This is a genomic window from Armatimonadota bacterium (genome assembly GCA_036504095.1).
In the GTDB taxonomy this organism is placed as follows: Bacteria; Armatimonadota; DTGP01; order JAKQQT01; family JAKQQT01; genus DASXUL01.
This window is the reverse complement of the sequence record DASXVS010000026.1, coordinates 133264-156504: the sequence shown is the minus strand read 5'-3', so window position 1 is coordinate 156504 and position 23241 is coordinate 133264. Positions and strand designations below refer to the sequence as shown.

The 23241-nt window shown below is 61.3% G+C and carries 14 protein-coding genes; 3 read left to right on the top strand and 11 right to left on the bottom strand.

Features of this window, described 5'->3' with window-relative positions; all coding sequences use genetic code 11:
* Positions 1–66: 66 nt before the first annotated feature.
* The 5 genes from VGM51_05840 to VGM51_05820 all read right to left on the bottom strand — a co-directional run bounded on the left by VGM51_05840 (position 67) and on the right by VGM51_05820 (position 9826).
* A complete protein-coding gene (locus VGM51_05840) occupies positions 67–3420 on the bottom strand; it encodes a hypothetical protein (GenBank protein ID HEY3412569.1) in 3354 nt (1117 codons plus the stop codon).
* A 435-nt stretch (positions 3421–3855) separates the two neighbouring features.
* Positions 3856–4638: a DUF1559 domain-containing protein gene (locus VGM51_05835; protein ID HEY3412568.1), complete on the bottom strand. Its 783-nt coding sequence runs from the start codon at positions 4636–4638 to the stop codon at positions 3856–3858.
* A gap of 103 nt (positions 4639–4741) precedes the next feature.
* On the bottom strand, positions 4742–5698 hold the full coding sequence (locus tag VGM51_05830) for a helix-turn-helix domain-containing protein (protein HEY3412567.1): 957 nt from the start codon (positions 5696–5698) through the stop codon (positions 4742–4744).
* A gap of 279 nt (positions 5699–5977) precedes the next feature.
* On the bottom strand, positions 5978–7045 hold the full coding sequence (locus VGM51_05825; GenBank protein ID HEY3412566.1) for an ABC transporter substrate-binding protein: 1068 nt from the start codon (positions 7043–7045) through the stop codon (positions 5978–5980).
* 561 nt (positions 7046–7606) lie between these two features.
* A complete protein-coding gene (locus VGM51_05820; GenBank protein HEY3412565.1) occupies positions 7607–9826 on the bottom strand; it encodes a glycoside hydrolase family 2 TIM barrel-domain containing protein in 2220 nt (739 codons plus the stop codon).
* A 236-nt stretch (positions 9827–10062) separates the two neighbouring features.
* Here VGM51_05820 and VGM51_05815 point away from each other — a divergent pair, with 236 nt between their 5' ends.
* A complete protein-coding gene (locus VGM51_05815; protein HEY3412564.1) occupies positions 10063–11538 on the top strand; it encodes a hypothetical protein in 1476 nt (491 codons plus the stop codon).
* A gap of 80 nt (positions 11539–11618) precedes the next feature.
* Here VGM51_05815 and yjfF read toward each other — a convergent pair whose 3' ends face one another.
* From yjfF to VGM51_05790, 5 genes are all read right to left on the bottom strand, one after another.
* Positions 11619–12572, bottom strand: coding sequence for a galactofuranose ABC transporter, permease protein YjfF (gene yjfF, locus VGM51_05810; protein ID HEY3412563.1), 954 nt, complete (start codon positions 12570–12572; stop codon positions 11619–11621).
* An 8-nt stretch (positions 12573–12580) separates the two neighbouring features.
* Complete coding sequence (locus VGM51_05805; GenBank protein HEY3412562.1) at positions 12581–13537, bottom strand: ABC transporter permease; 957 nt, start codon at positions 13535–13537, stop codon at positions 12581–12583.
* Between the two features lie 112 nt (positions 13538–13649).
* The gene (locus VGM51_05800) at positions 13650–15173 is read right to left on the bottom strand and encodes a sugar ABC transporter ATP-binding protein (GenBank protein HEY3412561.1); all 1524 of its coding nucleotides are present in this window, start codon (positions 15171–15173) and stop codon (positions 13650–13652) included.
* Positions 15174–15321: 148 nt separating this feature from the next.
* Entirely contained in the window at positions 15322–16287 is a 966-nt protein-coding gene (locus VGM51_05795) for an arabinan endo-1,5-alpha-L-arabinosidase (protein ID HEY3412560.1), read from the bottom strand.
* A 130-nt stretch (positions 16288–16417) separates the two neighbouring features.
* Positions 16418–18262, bottom strand: coding sequence for an alpha-L-arabinofuranosidase C-terminal domain-containing protein (locus VGM51_05790; protein HEY3412559.1), 1845 nt, complete (start codon positions 18260–18262; stop codon positions 16418–16420).
* A 227-nt stretch (positions 18263–18489) separates the two neighbouring features.
* On the opposite strand from VGM51_05790, the gene VGM51_05785 reads away from it, so the two are divergent.
* Entirely contained in the window at positions 18490–19527 is a 1038-nt protein-coding gene (locus tag VGM51_05785) for an alcohol dehydrogenase catalytic domain-containing protein (protein ID HEY3412558.1), read from the top strand.
* Between the two features lie 7 nt (positions 19528–19534).
* On the opposite strand, the gene VGM51_05780 is transcribed toward VGM51_05785, so the two are convergent.
* The gene (locus tag VGM51_05780) at positions 19535–20488 is read right to left on the bottom strand and encodes a helix-turn-helix domain-containing protein (GenBank protein HEY3412557.1); all 954 of its coding nucleotides are present in this window, start codon (positions 20486–20488) and stop codon (positions 19535–19537) included.
* Between the two features lie 255 nt (positions 20489–20743).
* On the opposite strand from VGM51_05780, the gene VGM51_05775 reads away from it, so the two are divergent.
* Positions 20744–23179, top strand: coding sequence for an alpha-L-arabinofuranosidase C-terminal domain-containing protein (locus tag VGM51_05775; GenBank protein ID HEY3412556.1), 2436 nt, complete (start codon positions 20744–20746; stop codon positions 23177–23179).
* Positions 23180–23241 lie beyond the last annotated feature (62 nt).

The window sequence follows — 23241 nt, the reverse complement described above, 5'->3', positions numbered from 1 at the left end:
TTGAGCCCCCATCGCGTTCATGTTTCAACAAGAAGGGTGGCCGTCCGCTCGGGCGGCCACCGGTACTTACAGAGCCTTGCCACCCAGCGCCTGATCGATGCGAACGGCATCGAGTACGCTGATGATGGCGTCTCCACCCGCCTGGTTGCCGGCGGTGATCTGCGCAGGTGTGGACGTGCTGAGACCGCCCGCGATGCGGAGGGCGTTAACAACGTCTTCATAGTCGAGGATGGCGTTCGAGTTCACGTCACCCTTTACTGTTGTGGTGCTGGCGATCGGGCCGCCGGACACCCAGTCCCACGTGTTCTCGGCAACGAGCTGGTAGCCGTAGAGGGCGATGCGATGGTCCGGCATGGAGATCGGATCCTGCTCCGAGTGAACGAGCGTTCCATTGATGAAGAAGTCGTACACGGAGCCGGTCCGGTTGATGGCTAGGACCATCGGGTTCGCGGTCGTTATGTCGGCCATCTGAGCCAGCGTGAAGGGAACGATGCCGTTAGAGCGTCTGCCGTTGGTGTCCCAGACGATCCACTGAACAATGTTCGTGGTGCCGTTGCTGCGCCAGCCTTCGATGTCCAGCTCAACTTCGGGGTTGAAGATGTTCGGCGTTGGGACGGTGGGGTCAACTGCCGAGTTGCCGTGGAGGTTGAGGATGGTGTTCCAGCCCCAGTCATCGGATGCCGTAACCGGTCCCTTGGCGGAGACGAGTTTAGCCTCGTTAGTGGAGGCGAACCGGCTGAAGCGGTCTTTGGAGACGATGGAGTTGCGATGGCCACTGGCCAGCTGCTTGACCGTCACGGTGCTCGGGATAGTGACTGTGCCTCCTGAGCTGATGTCGTAGCCCGGCTGGACAACGGTTGGGGTATTCAGCGGGTCGGAGTTGTTTTCGAGGGCCACCGGCCACCACTTGTTCTGCCACGTGGGGGCGCCGGCGTTATCGTCGAAGTTGTCGTAAAGCGGTGCGCTGTACGGTGCGGCGACCGCCGTGGGGGTCAGGTTGAAGGTCAGGGCTCCGTTGGTCGGAACCATAACGGGCTGAACGATGGCGTTAACGCCAAGTTTGGTTACGCCGAGTACGCCCGGTCCCGCCGCTGCGTATGGCAGCGAGAATGCGCCGGTCGCGTCGGTCCAGCCCCAAGCGCTGGAAATGCCGTTAGCATTGGAGACGGCCACGCGAGCGCCCGCAACCGGGTTTCCGCCAACCTTGACGGTGCCGTTCACGGCGCCGGTGGGAGGGGCGATTTCAATGGCGGCGTTACCGATCAGGCCGCCGGCGGCGGTCAGGTCAAAGCACTTGATCGCGAGAACGTTGTCTCCCGTAGTGAGCAAGCTCGCCGGGAAGGTGTAGATCCGTTCTTCTCCCCAACTCTGGTCCAGGCCGGGGTAGCTTACATCGTACGTCTGGGTCCCGCGGTTGGTATGTCCGGCGGGCTGGATGGGCAGCGCCGGGTTAGGGAACGAGCCGGCGGAGCCGATCACCGTTCCGTTGAGGTATGTCTTGTCGACGTCGTCGATGCCTCCGCCGGAGACGTGGAATCGCACGGCTCGGCCGGGGATGAGCGTGAGGAAGTTGGCGGGCAGGGTGAAGTGCACGCGAATCCAGCCGTAAATGTCGTCGGTCGCCGAAATCGAATCCCAACTGCCAGGAACGATGTACGGCGACATCCCGGATTCATCGGCCGACACGGCGCTGTAATCCGCTGCGTCGCCCGTGTTGAGGATCGCCTTGAAGGCGTATCCGTTCGCGGTGCTGAGGGCGATGTTGGGTCGAATCGGCAGCGAGGCGTTCTTGACGGTGGTCGCGGTTGAAACAACGTCCACTGTTCCTGCGTACCCTGCGTCCTGCAGCGGGGATGAAACGGTGAACGTCTGCGCGGTTCCCAGAGGACCAACGCCCTTGTAGTTGCCGTTCTCATCCGTCGTCACGCTTATGCCGGCGAACGAAACCGTGGCGCCGACCACCGGTTTGCCGGTGAGGCTATCGGTGATGGTTCCCTGGACGACGCCGAGGGTGACGGGCGTGTGCAGTTGCCGAAGCTGGAAGCCGTCGAAGTCGCAGTTGCCGTTGAGCAAGCCCAGGGTCAGCGTCTGCGTCCCCTGCGCGAGGTAGATGGAGTTGGGCGCGGTAGCCGTTACCGGATTCTCCCACCCGGCGGGGGGAAGGGTAGCCGATACCTGAACGACATCGGTATACGGTCCGAGGTTGCTGCTGAGGCGCATCGTCTGGTCGGCGCCGTCGCCGGACGTGAAGGAGTCTGTGAACTCGTAGTTGCCGGAAACCGGCACGTCAACGATGAGGTATACTTTCTTGACGGCCCACGACCACGCCATTCGGAAGCCGTTCTCGCCAGGCGACGGGACCAGCGAAATGTTGTCGTTTTTCGCGTCAAAGTATTCGGCCTGTGGGAAAGCGTTCCAATCGCCGCTGCCGTCCTTAAACCACAGGGAGGGGAGCGTGATATTTGCTGTAACGGTACCTGTGCCGGGAACAGTCACATTGCTGACCGTCGAACCGGTTGGCAGATAGCCGCTGGGCCTTCCGGCCTTAATGTCGCGGGAGCCCACCGGCGCCTGGAGGCTGTAAGTGCCGTCTTTTTTGGAATAGGTGTAGTATCCCCAGTTCCACCAACTCGCGATCTCCGGCGGGGAAGCCCCGGGAGGATTCGCCAAAACCAGGGCGCTGCGGACCGGAAGGCCGGCGGGTACGTCGGCGGTGACCGTGCCCGTGATGGTGCCCATCGCCGGCAAGTCGCCCACGCGGTTCAAGGTAACCGCCGCAACGTGCAAGTTGCTCCATCCGGTGTTCGATACGGTGAGTTCGCGGAGGTCGAGGCGGCCAAGGTCGGAGCCGACGATCGGATAGCCGGAAACGGGAGCATGATGCCTGTTGGCGATATTCCGGACGCGGACGATGTTGTCACCGGCCCACAGAGGGACGGTAAGCGCTGTGGTTCCGTCTGCGGCCACAACCGGATTCAGGTCCGAATAGACCCGCGGTACGCCTGCACTGCCCCACGTGCCGAACTGGCCGTAATCTTTGCTGTTCTGGGTAGCGTAGTGCGTCACGGTCGGATCATCGTTCAGAGTGAACGGACGAGTTTCGAACTGCAGTTCCATGTGGGGGTCGCTGGGCTCGAAACAGACAACTTCGACGTTGTACAGGCCCGGAGTGTTGCAGCTCACCTTGTATTCAAAGTAACTGGCAGACTGAATGTCTTCCACGTGGCCGAGGTAGGGAGCGGGGTCGGGGTCGTTGGTGAGGCTGGCCCGCCAGAACGGCCTTCCGCCGCCTGGTCCTACGCCTTCCGAGTGGTAGATGTTCGAGAGGAGCACGGGGATCGTGCTCTGGGCGCGGGTTGCCGACGCGAGACAGGCGAGACCGAGTCCCGCCAGCACCGCCGTCGTGATGCGAATGCGCATTAGCTGGTTTCTCCTATTGGCTATGAGATTACCGAGAGATCGTAATGCTGTCCGCTCCGGCGCCAACGCGGCGGCCAAACCGCTGCCGTAGAGGACTGCCGAGAACCGTTCGATCATGCGTGCCCCGCCCTGAGCGCGCGTGGTGGAAATACGCTGCGCCAGCGCGGAATAGAATGATCGGAACGTTGTTCTGTTATCAGCGTCGCGCAGGGTTGCGACGCTTCTTATCCGCCGGGGCGCACAGTGCCCCGGCCTCCGCTATTTGGTTGTATGACTCCGCGCCGGTTGGGCCCGCCAACGGCAACACCCAGCGCGGATATAAACTGGCAGCCCGGATGTTCTGGGCTCTGCAAGTCAGGTGCCAAATCCAGAGGGCCGGTACCTGAATCGCTTCCGGCCCTCTATAGTTGATTCGCGCCGCAGGATGCTGCTGTGTTAGTTAGGCAGGTTGATGGGGGCGCCCCATGCCTGGTCCTTGCCCGAAACGAACTCGACATACGGCACGGTCGCTACATGGGAGTCAATGAAAAGGACCTCGACCTTGGCCTTGGGATCGGCCCCGTTGTCGCCACCGGAGCTCATATGCCAGCCGCGGTGGTCCCAGAACATGGCGCGGCGCGACGGCGACTTCACGGCGCTTGTCGTGTAGCCTGCGAGCGCGAAGAAGCCGGGGTCCGGCTTGGTGAGAAACCCGCTTGAGACAACGTTGGTGCCACGGTAACCGTAGCTGGAACCTACTTCAGCGTTGTTTGAGAGGAGATGCCATTTTTTGAGCGGGAACATTTTGGGGTGACTGCTGCCCCAATAGTCGTTGGTCTTGTAGAGGCCGAAATCGGACGGACACGCCCATACGTTGCGGGTCTTGATGTACGGGTCCAGTTGGAGGGAGATGGGGGCCATCGCGTATTGCGGAAGCGATGTGTTGAACGTCGGCCAGCCTACAGCGCGGTCTTCCTTCGTCGTGGTGAAATCCTCAACGCTGAGAAATCCCGTCGTCGTGCCGCCGGGGGACCAGGCGGGGTACTTCTCGTCGTTATCGGAAGTATACGAGACCATCGCGATGCCGATCTGTTTCAAGTTATTAATGCAGGTGGTCTGCTTGGCCCGTTCGCGTGCCTTGGCGAAAACGGGGAACAGGATGGCTGCCAGTATGGCGATGATTGCTATAACGACCAGCAGCTCAATCAGCGTAAATGCCTTCTTTGAGACTTTGCTCATTGTCTTTCTCCAATTTGAGAGCGGTATCGTACCTGTCGAGCCCTTGCGCTCTTCGACAAAGGCCTTCTGGCCGGAGCACCGCCCGGCTCAGTGTATCCGAGTGTTATGACGCGGCCGCGATGGCGATTTGTTCCGCCATAGCCCCGTTGGTCTTGCGTCCCGTGAAATGCAGTCTCAGCACGAGATCCTGCTCATAATTCCCGAATCCGCGCCCGAAAAGGTTGAAGCCCCCCGGATTTTCCGCATTGGGCTTCACCCCGATGCGCACATTGACGGACTGCTTGGGGGCCACCCTGATATCGGCCAACGTGGCGTTAGACACAAGCGAACCGTCGACGTACGAGCCTACCGAATCAACGGACCAGACTTTCAGCAATCCGTGCTGCGTGACGTGATCGCTCCACCAGGGAGGGTTCAATCGTCCCCGTTTGCCGCCCAGATCGCCCGGCGAGGTCCACATACCTATATCTACCCCGTTTATCCAAACGGTAATATCCGAGGGGTAGTCGTTGTTGAAATCTGGGGCCTCGGAACAGATCTCCATGGCCAGTTCGACGCAAGTGATCTCGACGCTTGTGGGCAGCGTATTCGGAAAGACGTATTCAACAAACCCGTCCGCCATCCACAACAACTGCGCCGACGCCCTCTCGGGGTGAAAGAACGATTGCGGATCATCGTAAAACCCGATGATGCGGTCCCGGCCGGCCAGCCCGCACGTGGCGTTAGGCTGCGCGAGAGTGTAGAGGCCGATTGGCATCTCGACTTCCTCGGTCCGGTCCACAGATTCTTTCGTAATCTCAAAAGACACGATGAAACGATCGTATTTCAGCGTGCATACCTTCTGCATCCCCTGAACGCCGGGCGTATACTCGCTTGTCACGAGTCCGGCCTGCTCCAGAACCTGGATGTGGCGCGTGATGCTCGGCTGCGCGATGCCCAGAATCTGACCCAGGGCGTTGATATTCATCGGGCTCTCAGCCAGCAGCGCGACGATACCCGTCCGCGTTTCGGACGCAAGCGCTTTGAATACCTCTGTCCCATCGCCACCGCGGAGTTCCATAATCCGAGACTGCATCCTGCCGCCTTTATGCTGAGATGATTATTATTATACTCGATTCAACATATTCCTGCAACAGGTGTTTCCAGAATATTAAAGGCTATGTTAAGGCGCCTGGTTCGGCGCTCCATTTTTCGCCGGCCAAAGGACACATTCGCCGCGTAGCGGCCGCCGATTGTCTCACGTGGGTCCCGCTGATCGAGCGGGATCCACGTGAGCGTTTCTAACTGGTCCGGTATGGCCGCCCGCGAATGCAAGGGGCGGCCAACGGAACCCCTGCGATCAATACTGGCGCTTCGGCAGCGCCTTGGCCGCGTTCGTTTCGTCGTAGAGATCGTCGTGGGTCACGATGCGCGGCGGAACCGGCTTCTTCGCGACTACCGCCTGAACGGCGTCGAACAGCGTCGGTCCGATGAGCGGGTTGCATTCCACGGAGCAGTTCAGCTTGCCTTGCGTCATCGCTTCAAACGCGCCTCTGACGCCATCGACGGAGACGATGGTGATGTCCTTGCCGGGCTTGCGGCCCGCCTGCTCGATCGCCTGAATGGCGCCGAGGGCCATATCGTCGTTGTGAGCGTATAGCGCGTTGATCTCTTTGCCCTGCGGGCTCTTGAGGAAGGCCTCCATGGTCTCCTTGCCCTTGGCGCGGGTGAAATCACCGCTTTGCGTGATGACGATCTTCATACCGGGGTACTTGGCGATCGCGTCGCGGAAACCCTTGGCCCGGTCGTTTGCCGGGGCGCTGCCAACCGTGCCTTGCAGCTCCGCGATGTTGGCCTTGCCACCCATCTTTCTGACCATCCAGTCACCGGCGCGCTTGCCTTCCTGAATGAAGTCGGAACCGATGAATGTTACGTAGAGTGACGCATCGGCGTCCGGACGCCGATCCGAAACGATGACCGGGATGTTGGCCTTTTTGATTTCTTTGAGTACCGGCTCCCATCCACTCTCAACGACCGGCGAGAACATGATCACGTCCACGCCCTGCGCTACGAAGGTGCGCAGCGCCTTGATCTGGTTTTCCTGCTTCTGCTGGGCATCCGAGAACCTGAGATCGATCCCGCGCTTTTTGGCCTCGTCCTGGATGGATTTTGTGTTGGCCATGCGCCAGCCGCTTTCCGCTCCGATTTGGGAATAGCCCACTACGATGGGGCTGCCGTCGGGCTTCCGCGTTGGCGCGGAGGGAATCTGCGCAGCGGTCGCGGAGGCCGTATTATCGGCGGCTGGAGCGGATGGGGTGGGTGGGTTTGTGGCTGGCGGCGCTGTGGGGGTCTTGTTCCCGCACGCGGACAGGCCCAGGGTCGCCGCAATGCCGATGCAGCACAATCCAACCGGAACACTCGTCTTCATTTCGTCATCCTCCTCGTGTCTGATAGTTCTTGCCGGTTCTGCCGGGCGATGGGCTACCGTCCTCGGAGGACGCCCATCTCAACAGAGCCGTGGCACGGCTTGATCGCGTGCCTTAATGGTACGTGCACGGGCTGGCCAGCCCGTCTCTGCCGAGACGTGACTGTCACCCCGAAATGGTATGACAAAATGGTGCCCAAAGGCGCATGGTTAAGCGCTTATCGATAGAATGTCCGCGCCGTGACGCTGCCGATAGCCCGGCAACGGTCACCGTGTGCGCGGGAACCACCGCCTGACAATCGACCTCGAAAACCGGCATTGTCCGGCACGTCGGAGCGAACCCGGCAGGCGGAGCGAGAATCCCATCGCGTAACGCAAATGCCCGGCCGGCGGAGGCTCGGTGCCTGATCGCTATAACCGGCGGTCAGATGTCTTTATCGGATGATACCATGGGGGTGCAACAAGTTGTCAAGTGTATTGGAAACTTGTGCACTTTGGTGGGGCAGGGAGCCTCGCCGCGGCGCCATCGGTCTGATGGAGGGCGCCTCGTTGAGGCGAATGGTGTCACAGCACGGCGTGATAGCCTACACCGGCGTCTATGATCTGCGAGCCTCCGGTCTGATGGCAGTGAATCGCCAGCACATTGGTACCGACTTTGAGCGCGGATGCCGCCGATGGGAGGACGTCGTAATTCCAATAAGTGGACGTGAACCCGGGTTCACTGACGGCAAGGGCTCCATTCAGATATGCCTCCACGTCTTCATCGTGCCGCAACCGTATGCAGGGCACGCCGCTCAAAGCGTTTACCGGAAAAACGCGGCGCACCCAGATGTCGGGGCTTGACCATGCGGTTCGATATACCGCGCCGGCGCTTCCCTGGCCGAACGCTCCTGAACCCTGCGTCCACGATGCATCGTTGAAATCAGGCGACATCCAATTGTCCGCCGGCTGGGTCAACGTGTATTTCCACGTCGTCGCCTGGGTTTCCGATGTGGGCGCGTACAACGTGACCGACAATGGATTCGGAAACTGGCCCTTGTTGTAAAGCGCCTGGCGGACAGGATCCAGTTTGTTGATCCGGCGGTCGTAGGTCAGGAAGCCCGCCTGCTCCACCTCGACATCGGTGATCTCGGTGTAAACGCACGCGCTCATGCCTGGCGAGTCTTTCAGTGCGTACGCCGTTCGAAGCTGGGCTTCGTACCTGTGCGTGATCTCCTCCGGGCTGCGGGTCGCCAGATACGTGTAGCCCGGCCGGGTCCACACGTGCCCCGGGTAGTACTCCCAGGCATCGCCGAACTCGCCGCACACGGCGGCTCGATTCGCCTCGGGGTTCGGGGAGTTCGGACCGGGATAGATGTGCATGTCCACGACGTCGCCGGCGCCCGCGTCGTTCCACCCGCTGGCATTGTCCACCAGGCGGCTCGGGTCCATTTCCTTCACGCGTTTGGCGATGCGCGCTGCATCATACTCGCCCCAGCCCTCGTTGAATGGAACCCACATGATGATGCTGGGGTGATTCCAAAGCCCCTCGACCATTCGCTTCAGTTCCTTCTCGAACTGTATCCGCGCGTCCTGGCCGCCAACGCCGGGGCTTGGCATGTCCTGCCACACCATCAACCCCAGTTTGTCACACCAGTAGTACCAGCGATCCGGCTCGACCTTAACGTGCTTACGCGTGAAGTTGAATCCGAGCTTCCGGGTGGCCTCGATGTCGAACCGGAGCGCATCATCGGTGGGAGCCGTATAAAGGCCGTCCGGCCAGTATCCTTGATCGAGCGGGCCTACCTGGAACACGAACTTATTGTTGAAGAGGATGCGCGTAATGCCTTTGGCATCCTTTCCGACGCTGATCTTCCGCATGCCGAAGTACGATCCGATTTCGTCTACCTTGCTTCCGCCGCGGTAGAGTCCGACGGAAAGGGTGTAAAGAAACGGATCGTCCACCGACCAGAGATGCGCGTTTGGAATGGCGATGGTTATTGCCGAGCCAACGGGCTGTTCCACGGCGCCGACGATGGTGGCGCCGTCCTTCGCCACGACGCGGACCGTGTCGCCGCGCTTGGCGTTCGTAATTGCCGCGTTCACGCGAAGCAGTCCGGCGTCGATGTCCGGCACGGCCTTAACCGAGGAAATGCGCGACACGGGGACCGGTTCCAGCCAGACGGTCTGCCAGATGCCGGACGAAGGCGAAAACCAGATATCGGTCGGGTTCAGCACCTGCTTTCCGCGCGCCTGCGGCCCCGAATCCGTGGGGTCCGCGACGTAGACGATGAGTTCCTGCGGCCCCGTGGGATTCAGTGAACTGGTGATATCGAACGAGAACCGGTCATAGCCGCCCCGATGCGAGCCGATCTGCCTTCCGTTGAGGGTGACGCTGCACTGCCAGTCGATCGCCCCGAAGTGGAGGATCACATGCTGTCCCGCCCACCCGGAGGGGACATCGAATGTACGCCGGTACCACATCTGGCTCTCGTGGCGGCCCAGGCCCGAGAGGGATGATTCTACAGGGAACGGCACGAGGATCTGCTCCGGCAGCGTTTTACCGATGGGCGGCGTATCGCCATCCTTCGCCGCGGCAAACTCCCATAGTCCGTTCAGGCTGAGCCAGTTAGCGCGAGTCATCTGGGGCCTGGGGTATTCGGGTAGCGCGTTTGAGGGGCTCACTTGCGCTGTCCACGGTGTCGTCAGGTTGGAGCCGGCGGGGGACCACGCGGCCCAGGCGAACGAGCCACAGAAAGCGCCCATCACAAACACGATCGATGCGGCCAAAATCACGCTTTTCATCTGTCAACCTCGGAATCGGGATTACGCGCGGAAACGCTAGCGAGCGCACACGTCTCAACGCCATGGTACAATCTGAAGCAGGATGGGCGTGGTCGCTTGCCGCGCCCATTGATACCACACAGTGTATACTGCATTATGGAAAAGGTGATAGCACATTGCCGGGCATGTCCTGAAGGTTCCTGCCGGAGCACAAGTACGGCGGGCCCGGCGCCCAGATTCGATAGATGAGGATACCCATGCACGGATTGCGAATCCCTCTTGCGCTGGTCGCTGCGCTTGCGACAACCGGAGTGGCCTGCGGACAGGCGTCAATTGAAGTCATGCCGGCAACGGTCTTGAATCTAGTCGGCTTTGGCGCAGGTGGCGCCCTGCCAGCCGTCATCCCGCAGGCTGCCAGCCCATCCGGGCTTACGACGGACGGACTGCAACCGGCAAGTTATATCGAGTGGCGCGTCCCCTGTAACACTCCGGGCCTGTACACCATCGGCATCTCCCTCGCCCAATGGTCTGATCCGGCATGCGTACTGGCGTTCGAAACGCGGCCATTCACCTCGCCGGATGCTCCATATGCCACGCGATACGGAACACCCGACACGCGGGACTACGGTGAAACTAACGGCGCCTGGGCCTATGCGAATCTCGGCGACGTGGAAGATGCGGCCGGCAATACGCTGACCGTCCCACTCTGGGCCGGGGACAACGTGTTTCGCATCCAGAATGTGAGCGGCCGCCACAATCCTGCCTACCAGTATCCGCCCAACCTCGCCGATACCCACGATCGGGACTGGGATTTCTACTGGAGCAACGCGGAGGTCGGGAGGATCACACTAACACGGGTATCCGATCTGCCGGCTTTCGGCCAGGTGAGTGGAACGGTTAGCGGAGACCGGCCGCACGGCATCGCGGTTCGCAAAGCGATCGTCACGGCGAATCCCCCGGCGAGCGCGCCCATGGAGCCGAGCAGTTTCTGGAGACAGGGGTACTTCACTTACTCCCGCGACGATGGAACCTACTCTTTGACGGTTCCATCCGGTGAAAACGATATCAAGGCGGGCAGGCCGGGCAGCTATCAGGTCCAAGGGTCGCCGATCGCCACGGTGACCGTTCCAGCCGCTGGGGCTGCCAGCGCCGATCTGCAACTGGCAAGCATCTTTCACGATGACGGCCACGGGCATCAGGTTGCCGAAGTGCAACTGGCGTATTTCGACCAGGTGAGTGGATCCGTATCGCTGCTCAGCGTCGATGGCGAGAACGGATACAAGCTGGGCTGGGTCGATCCGGGAGAAAGCTGCTCGGTGTATGTGGACGTTCCACGGACCGGCAATTACACCGTGGCAACTTCGTACTTCAACGGCGGCACAGGCGGCGGCGTTGTCCGCATCTCGGCGGGCGCGTTCTCCACGCAGGCCACCCAGCCGAGGACGGACTGGCCCGTCCAGGGCATCCAGCAGTTCTCACAACCCCTCTACCTGGTGCAGGGGACGAACCTGATCACGCACACGCTGGTATCAGGGACCTCGGACATGAACTCATTTCACCTCACCATGCCGGACGTGACCGCTACCGACGCGACGCGCGCTCTTAGCATTGCGGCGGGGCTTTTGGCGGCCACACCGTCCGACCAATGGATGGGCACGTTGGCCGGTGACTCGTCGATCTGCCACGAAGACGCGGTCCGCATCCTGCAGGCGGCGATGGGCAATCCGCTCTAGCCGCGGGGCGCCATAATGACGAATTCGCCCTGGCTGCAGTCTGCAGCCAGGGCGAATCTACGTTCACTGCATCGAAAGTCTCAAGACGTCCGCGCGGCCGGGCGGGCCAGCACCTTCTGAATCAGCACAAAGAACAGCAGCAGAACGCCCACCGCGATCTTGGTCCACCATGACGAAAGGTTGAGGAAAGTGATGTACGTCTGGATGATGCCGAAAATGAGGACACCCATCAGCGTTCCGGCCACGTACCCGACGCCGCCCGTAAGAAGTGTTCCGCCAATGACCACCGAGGCGATCGCGTCAAGCTCAAGCCCGTTTGCCGCGCTCGCGTTGCCGGATGCGCTGTAGATTGTATAGACGACGCCGGCAAGTGCGCTGCAGAACCCGCTGAAGGCGTATATCCGCAACCGCGTCGGCCCGACGGGAAGTCCCATCAGATTCGCGGCGTCATCGTCGCCGCCCAGCGCATAAACGTTGCGCCCGAATTTCGTGCCGTGCGCCAGGGCAATCCCCAGCAGGAGCACCGCCACAAAGATGAATGTCGTCGCCGGCACGTCCACCGGCCCCAGGGACAATGACCACTCGGAGAGGCGCGCGTACGACGCGTCCTTGATGGGCACGCTCTCGACGCTTATGAGGAACCCCGAGCCGCGGGCCAGAAACATGCCGGCGAGCGTTACGAGGAACGGGGGGAGTTTGAAGTAGCGGATCACCGCACCCATGCCCGCGCCGAGCGTTGTGCCGATCACCAGGGCAACGGCCACCGCGAGCAGGGGGGAGAAGTGGCGGTTCTGGATCAGAACCGCTACCAGGATGCTGGTCATTCCGACGATCGCCCCGACCGACAGGTCGATCCCTCCGGAGAGGATAACGAACGTCATCCCCACAGCCGCAACACCCAGGAAGGCATTGTCGGAGAAGAAGTTGCCGAAGATGGCGGGGCGCCGGAAAGCCGGAAACTGGGCCGCGGCGATGATGTACAACAGGGCGAAGACGACCATCGTCGCGAGGAGCGGAATATGATGCTGGGAGATTCGAGGCTTCACGAGGCTTCCCTTCCGAACACGCGCGCCACGGTGGCGCGGAACTCAGCAGACTGAACCAGGCAGACTATCAGCACCACGATGGCTTTGACGACAAGCGTCATCTGCGACGGGACGCCACGGGACAGGATGGTCGTCGTAAGCGTTTGGATAATCAACGCTCCAATAAGGCTGCCTACGAGGTAGAAGCGCCCGCCGTTTAGAGACGTCCCGCCAAGCACAACGGCGAGAATCGCGTCCATTTCGAGATAGAGGCCCGCGTTGTTGCTGTCCGCTCCCTGGATATCGGAGACCGGGATAAGGCCCGCCAGACCCGCACAGAGCCCGCAGAAGGCGTATACGGAGATCTTCACGGCAGTCGTGCGCAGGCCCGCGTAACGGCTCGCCGCTTCGTTGTTTCCCAGCGATTCTATGAACAGGCCCAGCGCGGTCCGGCGGGTCACGACCGCCGTGAGCAGGAGCGCCAGGCCAACGAGTGTTACGGTAAACGGCAGGCGGAAGAGATGCCCCTGGCCAATAAACTGGAATGCCCTGTCGTCAAAAGTCAGGATCAGGCCGTTGGTAATCAGTTGGGCGATGCCACGACCGGCAACCATCAGGATCAGGGTCGCAACAATCGGCTGGATTTCCGCAACGGCAACCAGAATGCCGTTCCAGATGCCGCAAACCAGCGCGACCAGCAGTGGTACAGCGATGATGACGGCGAGCGGTGAGTGGTATCGCACGATCAATTGAGCGGCCAGGGCGCCGGAAATCGCCATAACGGCGCCAACCGAGAGGTCGACCCCCTTTGTCGCGATGACCAGCGTCATACCCAGCGCCAGCAGCATCACGGGGGCTGCCCGGTTCAGCACGTCTATCAGGCTGCCATAATAATGCCCATCCTTGATCTGCACACTGAAGAAGCCCGGTGTGAACGCCAGGTTGAACAGCAACAGCAGGGCAAGAGCAATCAGTGGCCAGAGGAGACTGTTTGTTCGACGCTTGGGCGTAAAACGCTCCCTGTTTGCCCCGGCGTCTCCGGGGGCGGGCGCCACCGTTGCCCCGGAGCCCGGGGTGAGTGATCCGTCAGCCAATGGTGGCCTCCTTTCGGGCGATGGTCTGCATGATCGCGTTCTCGCTCACTTCGACTCCGCTGAGTTCGCCAACCTTGTGCCGATCGCGCAGGACCGCCACCCGGGTACTGCAGCGGGCGACCTCGTCGAGTTCGGAGGAGATAAGGAGAACAGCCTTTCCCTCGGCGGCCAACTGGAGAACCAGTTTCTCAATCTCCGATTTGGAGCCGACATCGATGCCGCGAGTTGGTTCATCCAGGATAAGGAACCGCGGGTTGGAGGCCAGCCAGCGCGCCAGAATGACCTTCTGCTGGTTTCCTCCCGAAAGGTACTTCACCGCCTGATCGGCATCGGGAGTGACGATTGAAAGAGCCTTGATATAGTTATCCGTGATCTCGGTCTGGGCTTTGTAGGAAAGCCGGTTGAAGAAGCCCTTGCTGGCCTGGAGCGCGAGGATGATGTTCTCGCGCACCGAAAGATCGGGGATGATGCCGTGCGTCTTCCGGTCTTCCGGGCAGAACGCAAAGCCCGCGCCGATGGCCCGCCGAGCTGTTGTGAGGGCAATGGGCTTGCCTTCCAGGGTGATCTCGCCGCGGTCAGCCTTCTCGATGCCGAACAGGAGGCGGGCCACCTCGCTGCGGCCCGAACCGAGCAAGCCGGCGAGCCCCAGCACTTCGCCGTCGACAACGTCCAGGTCCAGCGGTTCCACGCTGCCCCGGCGCGCAACGCCCCTGCACCGGAGGAAGGGCTCCGCGCGGGATTCGGCGCCGTTCTCCGCGGAGCGCGCCATTTCGGGAAGCTCCTCGGGGTTCTTACCGAGCATTTTCGCGATGAGGTCCAGCCTGCTCAACTCCGCCGTCTCGTATTCGCCTACCAAGCGCCCGTTGCGCAGGACGGTGATGCGGTCGCAGACTTCGTAAACCTGCCCCAGAAAATGGGTGACAAAGATGATGCCCAGCCCGTCTTCCTTCAGGCGCCGCATCAACGCGAAGAGACGCTCCACTTCGTCGGGGTCAAGGCTGGACGTGGGCTCGTCTAGAATCAGGAGTTTCGCCGAGAGGTCAAGCGCCCGCGCGATAGCGACCATTTGCTGGATCGCGATGGAGCATGAGCTGAGCGTTCGCGAGACGTCCACGGTGATATCCAGCCGTCGGAGCGCTTCCTCTGCGCCGCGCTTGATGGACTTCCAGTCAATGCGCCCGAATTTCATCGGTTGGCGGCCGAGATAAATGTTTTCCGCAACCGAGAGGGTAGGGATGAGGTTGACTTCCTGATATACGGTGCTGACGCCCAGTTCCTGAGCGTGCCCGGGAGATTTTGCCAGGAAGGGCTCGCCATTGAGTTTGATCTCGCCGGCATCGCGCGGATATACCCCCGTCAGCGCCTTGATCAGAGTGGATTTGCCGGCGCCATTCTCCCCCATGAGGGCGTGTATCTCGCCGGCCCGAAGGGTAAAATCCACCCCGTCCAGGGCCAGCACGCCGGGGAATCGCTTGGATATACCCCGCATTTCAAGCAGCACGGCGCCATCGCCCATCGTTTACGCCCTTTCCGTTGCGCAGTGCACGCAAGCCCTTCCGAAGAATCGCCGTGGCGGCGCACCGCTTATTCGCCGCCCGCGTCAGGCAGCGAGTCTCGCATGGGGATAACAGCGGCCCACATGGCACGGTTGGAGCCGGGCGTCCCTATGGTCTCGCGGGGATGAGCGGGGAGCCCAGCACAGGCCAGCCATTTTTCCCGATGGAAAGCGGCCTCAACTGCAGTGTCGGTATGCCGTTGTTGTCTCGATCGTAAAAGTGGTACACCAGCCAACGCTTGGAACCGTCCGCGAGAACCGAGCAGTGTCCCGGGCCGATCTCGCGGTCCGCGGTTGCCAGCAGCAGGGTGCCACCCCCTTGCATCAGGGATACGCCGTCCTTGTCAACGTACGGACCATCCCATCGGGTCGAACGCCCGACACGGATATTGTAAGTGCTGTTGATACCCTGACAGCAAGTGTCGAACGAAACAAAGAGGTAGTAATGGGCTCCGATATGCACGATCTCCGGCCCTTCAAGGGCATCGGGGAACGGTCGCTGGGCGATCGGTAATGTCTTCGCTCCGGCGGGGGGCTTGCCGGTTTTCACGCTGATTTGCACAGCCTTTATGCCGGACCAGTAGGACCCAAATGACAGGACGCCGCGCTTGTCATCAAGGCTGCAGAATGCCGGATCGATGGCGTTGAAATCATCCGTCGTTTGGGATTCGACGACCTTGCCCTGGTCCACCCACCGGTAGTCCTTACTGTCCGGGTCCAGCGTCTTGTTCGTGGCCAGCCCAATGACCGATCGGTTTCTGCCGAACCTGGAAACGGCGTAATACAGCCGGTACTGGCCGTTCACTTTGGAGATGGACGGCGCCCAGATGGAATCCGACCTTGCGCCCGGGATCTCCTTCAGCGCCCAGCCCGGTGTTCCGCCGGGAAAGGCGCTGCCCACGTAGGTCCAGTGAACGAGGTCTTTGGATCGTCGGATCATGACCTCCGGGCCGGTTGAGAACACGTAATAGTACTTGCCGGCCTTGATAGCGTTGGGGTCATGCACATTGATGATGGCGTTGAACTCAGGCTCCTTCGCCTTTTCCGCGTCGGCGCAGGCGGGTGACAATTGCATCAGACCCCCTCCGATAGCGCCCAACACGGCCCACCGCAATGCCAGGGGCGGCAGGAAAGATGTCAGGTTTGCCATCATAGACCGTTCCTTACGTAGACCGACCGCCGCCCGCCCCCGCCAACGGCGCGGATCATGCCGCGACGTCCAGCACATAGATGGTGACGCTGTATGGCTCGACGGTGACGCTTCCGTTGTATCCGGTAACGCCGCGCTCCTCAATCGTGATGACTGGGTCTTTGCCCGGGTCATTGAGCGCCATCACGTCATCACAGGCCATTTTATACACCGTTCCGGCGCCGGAGGCCGTGATGTTCTTCGCCTGGATGGCCATCGTTTGAACCACGCCGCTGGCGTTTACTACGCCCACGGTGAGCGCCTTCCTGTCGGCGGTGAGCGCAGCTGAGACGTCCACACCGTTCACTCCCGTTTCCACCTTCACCGGAATTACGCCGAACTTCTGGCGGTACAATTTCAACACAAGCCCGGCGGATTCCAGCGCGGCCGCTGTCGGGGTCGTCTTGATGCAGCCGAGGACATTGACGGTCTGCGCATAATTCGCCATGAAGACCATGTCGGACTGGCGGAAAAACTCATGAAGCCCGGCGGCGATGCCAAGGGCGTCCTTCCAGAAATAGCGCACGCCCAATTCGCCGAAGATGTCCGGACCGTACCAGTAATTCCATTCGTCCATCGCAATCCGAACGTCCCGGCCCTTCAATGCCGGCAGATCCTTCCGATACCGGCGATGATCTTCGACCTTTCTCCGGATTTCGCTCGGAATCTGTGCCACGTGTTCGATCACATCGGCCTTGTCTTTGCAGTAGAAGTGCTCGCTGATGAGGTCCATGTCACCGCCGCATTGCGCCATGAACGCCTCCGACCACGGCCCGGACTCGCCGACGCCAATCGTCCTGATCGTGGGATCCACCTTCCGCATGGAGCGCTCGAAATCCTTGTGCTTCAGCACGTACTGCTCGACCGCCATGAATCCTAGCTGCCAGGGGCCGAACATCTCATTGCCAACACCCCACCACTCAACTGCCCACGGTTCCACACGCCCATTTGCGGCGCGCCACTGGCCCATCGGTGTGTTGGCGGTACCGTTGACATACTCCACTTCCTGCGCGGCGGAATGCGCATCGCCAAAGCCCGTGTTCACAACGATGAGCGGCTCGGTGTTGAGTTCGCGGCAGAAATCCAGGAATTCATGCATGCCGAAATCGTTGTGCTCGACCCCTCGCCACGCCGGGTTCTTGCGCGGCGGGCGGCGATCGGGATCACCGATGCCATCGCGCCAGTCGTAGCCGCTCACGAAATTGCCGCCGGGCCACCGGTAGAGTGGCGAATCCAGTTCACGCATCGCGTCCAGCGTGTCAGGTCGCATTCCCCGGATGTTATCCGCCGGCATGAGCGATGCCGTGCCCACCCGGAAGCGGCCGCTGCCGCGCGAAACAACCTCGAATCGGGCGTTGTCCGTGGTCCTGCCGGCGGTGAACTGAAGGGGGGCCTTGACGTAGTCTTCACCGACCGGGCCGATGGTGATAGTCTGACGTTCCGAATCGCCGTCACCCCAAATCAGGCTTACTTCCACCGGGGTGGCGTTCGTGTCGCCCGAAACCCAGATCCGGCCGACATAACTCCGGCCGGCGACCACGGTAAGCCCACTCTGGGCGATGCCGGCGGGCGTGCCGTTGCCGGGGAGGCTAACGCACGGGGTGTGTTCACCAACGAATGGATTCACGGCATCCATATCCACGCCGCCGCTTCCAGTCACGCTCCAGGGTGAAGCCTCGCTCCCAACGCCATCGAAGAACTTGCGGTCGTCCAGCATCTCCGCCCAGATGCCGCCGTAGATGCATCGGCCCAAGTGTTCAATGAACTGGCTGTAGATATACTGGGAAATGGGTTCACCCTCGGTCGTTGCGTCGATCAGAACAGATCGTTTCTCCGCCGGTACGGTATTTTCGCTAACCATTATTCGCTGGTCCTCCATCAAACATCGCGGCTAATTCTATGCTCATGGCCCCTGTGGTTCGGCCGCAGCGCAGGTCGTTTCAGTTCCCCGCGATTTGCCTGCGCCCGCCCGGGGTGTGCATCATCGTAAAATATGTTAGACAACTCCGTTTCGCTTTGCCAACAATCTAAAGGGGCAGTGCGCGGGTCGTTTCCACGGACAACCCGGAGTGTGTGAAGGAGAAGTGTATGACGGCTGCGGTTTTGACTGGAATCCGGGGTATGGAGTTGCGCGAGCTGCCAACGCCGGAAATCACCCAGCCCGGGGACGTAAAAATCCGTGTGACCACGGTTGGGGTTTGCGGGTCCGATATTCACTACTACACCACAGGCAGGATCGGCAGCCAGGTCATTCAGTTCCCGTATGCGGTGGGACATGAATGCGCCGGCATCGTTGAAGAGGTGGGGCCCGGGGTCACACGTGTCAAGCCGGGAGATCGCATCGCGGTGGATCCGGCAATCTCGTGTTTCGAGTGCGACCAGTGCCTTGCCGGCCGTTCGCACACGTGCCGCAAACTACTGTTCCTGGGTTGTCCCGGCCAGGTTCCGGGGTGTCTGTCCGAATACCTCGTGATGCCGCAGGAATCGTGCTATCGGCTACCCCAGGACCTGAGCCTAACCCAGGCCGCGTTGTCGGAACCGCTCGCGATCGGGGTGTACGCCGTGCACCGGTCTGTGCCGATGGCCGGCGCTAAGGTCGGAATTCTCGGGGGCGGCCCGATCGGGCTCTGCGTCCTCGCCAACGCGGTCAGTGAAGGGGCCGCGGCGGTATACGTCACGGACAAGATCGATGATCGCCTCAGCATGGCGCGCAATGCGGGAGCGGCGTGGACGGGAAATCCGGATCGGCAGGACGTGGTTGCAGACCTCTCCGCGCTGGAGCCGTTGGGCCTGGATGTTGTGTTCGAGTGCTGCGGCCAGCAATCGGCGATGGATGAGGCCGTGCAGATGCTGAAGCCGGGCGGCAAACTGATGCTGGTCGGAATTCCTGAAGAGAATCGAGTGAGTTTCTCCATCGATCAGCTCCGAAGGAAAGAGATCTGTATCCAGAATGTTCGGCGGCAGGAAGGCTGCGTTCAGGAGACCCTGGACAAAATGGCGTCCGGACGGCTTGACGTGGATTTCCTGGTGACGCACCGCTTCCCGCTTGAGCGGGTCAAAGAGGCGTTCGACCTGGTGGCTGCGTACGGCGACGGGGTTGTGAAAGCCATGATCGATGTGGCGTAGCCGGCGCCTACGACTCGATGCTCGAGCGCAAGGTGTCCGGGTTCTGTGCGTAGAAAAGGCGCATCAGAAGACCCTGGTCGTGGTCGCCGATGCCGCGCCCCAGCAGATTGAACCCGCCGACGTTTGCAGCGTCCGGCTTCACTCCGATGCGGACCGAGATGGGCCGTCTAGGCGATATCTGAGCCTGTTCAAGCGCTACGTCCGAGACCCGCTCGCCATTGAGATAGGAGCCGCCGTGGCTCACGGTCCAATGGGTGAGGATGCCATACTGGGCGATGCGTGCCGGCCACCACGGCGGGAAAAGGCGGCCTCGGCGGTCGCCGAGGTCTCCGGGCGATGTCCACGTTCCGACTTCGACGTCGTTGATCCAAAGTGTGATGTCGGATGGGTAGTCGTTGTTGCATTCCGGCGCTTCGGAGCACATTTCCATGGACAGCTCAAGCCGGTCGATGGTTACGGAAGTCGGCAGTCTGTTCGGGAAGACGTATTCGACGCTCCCTTCCGCCATCCACAGGATGTGCGCGCTGGGGCGGTCCGGCAGGAGGAAAGACTGTGGGTCGTCGTAGAACCCGATGATTCGCTCCAAATTGGCCAGTCCGCACGTGCCCTGGGGCTGGACATTCGTGTAAAGGCCGACCGGGAGCTCAATCTGTTCGACCTGTTCCTTGGGAGGCAGCGCTTCTTCGAGGGAAACCACCAGGCTGCCGTAACGGGCGTTGCAAATCTTCTGTGTGCCTTGGGTGCCCTGGGCGTATTCCGTCACCACGAGGTCAGCCTGCTCCAGTGAGTGGATGTGGTGTGTCACGGTCGGGGCGGAAAGGCCCAGCGCCTGGCCCAGCGCGTTGATATTCATCGGTTCGCGGCCGAGGAGGTCGAGGATCCGGACCCGCACGTCGGACGCAAGGGCGCGAAACACATCGGCGTCTCGTTCATCGTGAAGGTTCAGGGTTCGGGTATTCATCGGTCTGCTGACCTATCTTTGGGCGAGTCTGGAATGCATTCGGGCATCGCCTCCATGATACCGCGGCGGGAGCCTGCCGGCAAGTGGCGAACAAGCGTCGGCGTGCGCGAGCGAATCGCGGATGACGAATACTATTCAACATTAGTCCATGGCGCAATGTATAATGGCGGTAAAGGGCGGCGCGGAGGCCCGGCCGCAATCTATCTATCGTGTGTGACCTGCGAGTGTTTTCGCTCGCCTTTCGGGGAGAAAGCCTTGAACTTCTTGCACGCATTGAGTTCGCTGGTTGGCGCCGGTCTCCTTGGCGCAACCTTTTCAGCAACAGCCGCGCCTCGGCCAGCCTCAACGGGCCCGACCGCCTCGCTTACCGTGAACGTCGACAAGCCCGGGCATCAGGTAAGCCCAAGCCTGTGGGGCATCTTCTTCGAGGAGATCAACCACGCCGGGGACGGCGGCCTGTACGCCGAACTCGTCAGCAACGGATCGTTTGAAGAATCTGATACCATCGAGCCCTGGTCTGTCGTCAAGACCGGCGACGCCGTTGGAACCGCCACCGTGGTAAGCAGGCCGGAGGCCACGACGTTCAACAAGCATGCGCTGCAAATCAAGGTGGATTCGCTGTCGTCCGGCAGTTTCGGCATCATCAACGAGGGATACTGGGGCATGGATGTCCGCGCCGGCGCGAGTTACAGCCTCTCGTTGGCCGCGAAAGCGCAAGCTGATTTCACCGGCACGATCACGGCCCGCCTCGAGGCGCCGGATGGCGCTGTCCTGGCAACCGGGCAAATCCAGCCGGCCGGCGGGGGGTGGGCGCGCTACGGAACGACGCTCGCCGCCTCCGCCGCAAGCCCCAAAGCCCGCCTCGTGTTAAGTGTGAACAGCACTGGGACGGTCCTGCTGGATAATGTGTCGCTCTTCCCGAAGGATACGTTCAAGCAGAGGGCCAACGGCATGCGGCCGGACCTTGCGGGCAAACTGGCCGATCTCAAGCCGTCATTCATGCGCTTCCCCGGTGGGTGCTGGGTCGAAGGCGACACGATGGCCACCTCGCAGCGATGGAAGCAGACGATCGGCGATGTCGCCGACCGGCGCACCCAGTATAACCTGTGGCAATACCAGTCCGGAAACGGGTTGGGATTCCACGAATACCTCCAGTTGTGCGAGGACTTGGGCGCTTCCGCGCTCTTCGTCATCAACGTAGGGATGAGCCACCACGGGGTGGTTCCGATGGAACAGATGGGCGAATATGTCCAGGATGCGCTCGACGCCATCGAGTACGCCAACGGGCCGGCGACTTCCACTTGGGGCGCAAGGCGCGCCGCTGCCGGTCACCCCGCCCCGTTCAACCTCAAGTACATGGAGATCGGAAACGAGAACGGCGGTCCTTCGTACAACGAGCGTTATGCCCTGTTCTACGACGCCATAACGGCGAAATATCCGCAGGTGCGCCTGATTGCCGACCTCTGGGGTGGACTGCCAACCAGCAGGCCTGTGCAGATTGTGGATGAGCACTATTACAGCGCCCCGGGGTTCTTCATCGCCAACGCGAACAAGTATGATACTTACGATCGCAAAGGCCCGAAGATCTATGTGGGCGAGTACGCCGTGACCGAGGGAAACGGCCAGGGCAGCCTTGCGGGAGCCTTGGGGGAAGCGGCGTTCATGACCGGCATGGAACGCAACTCGGACATCGTGGAAATGGCCTCTTACGCTCCTCTGTTCGCCAATGTGAACTACAAGAAGTGGAACCCGGACCTCATCAACTTCGACAGCTCCCGCGCCTACGGGACGCCGTCGTACTACGTTCAAAAGCTTTTCCAGGACTACAAAGGTGACGCCGTGCTGCCGCTGACACTGGAAAACGGCGCGCAGTCCACTGGCGCGCCCCGGACCGGCGCCGTCGGTGTCGGCACCTGGCGCACCCAGGCGGAATTCAAGGATATCCGCGTCAGCAGGAACGGCAAGAGCCTCTTTGCGTGGGACGCCGGTAAGGGGACGGACGGGTGGAAGCCGGCGCGGGGCGAATGGTCCATCCAGGACGGGGCCTACCGCCAGATGGACCTGGGCACCGAACGCCGCTCCGTGATTGGGGACCCCAACTGGTCCGACTATACGCTGACGCTGAAGGCGCGCAAAATCAGCGGAAACGAAGGCTTCCTGATCCTGGTGCGGGCCAAAGACGCGGCCAACTGGATTCAGGTCAACCTTGGCGGCTGGGATAACCGGGAGCATGCGATCCAGGTGAACGTTGATGGCGCCCAGATCGAGGCCGGCAAGCGGGTGCCCGGCACCATCGAAACCGGTCGGTGGTATGATATCCGCGTCGAGGTAACAGGCTCAAACGTGCGCTGTTTTGTGGATAACAAACCCGCGATCTCCGCCGCACTGCCCCGGATGAACTCCCTGTTCGCGGTGGCAGGCATCAAGGGTGATCGCAAGGACATCGTCCTGAAGGTGGTCAACACCTCCGGCAGCGCCAGCGTCACGCGGGTCGATCTGAAAGGCATTTCGCACGTGGGGCCATCGGCCGAAGCAGTGACGTTGACGGGCAAGCCCGCGGATGAAAACACATTGGAGAACCCGACCAATGTAGCGCCCACCCGCAGATCAATATCGTTGAAGAGCCCGAGTTTCGTGTACACGTTCCCGGCTCATTCTGTAACCGTGCTGAAGATCGGCAGCAGGGCCTGACAGGGGTTCACCCGGCAGCCTCAGTAATATATCGGAGACAATCGTAAGGGATTTATCAAGGA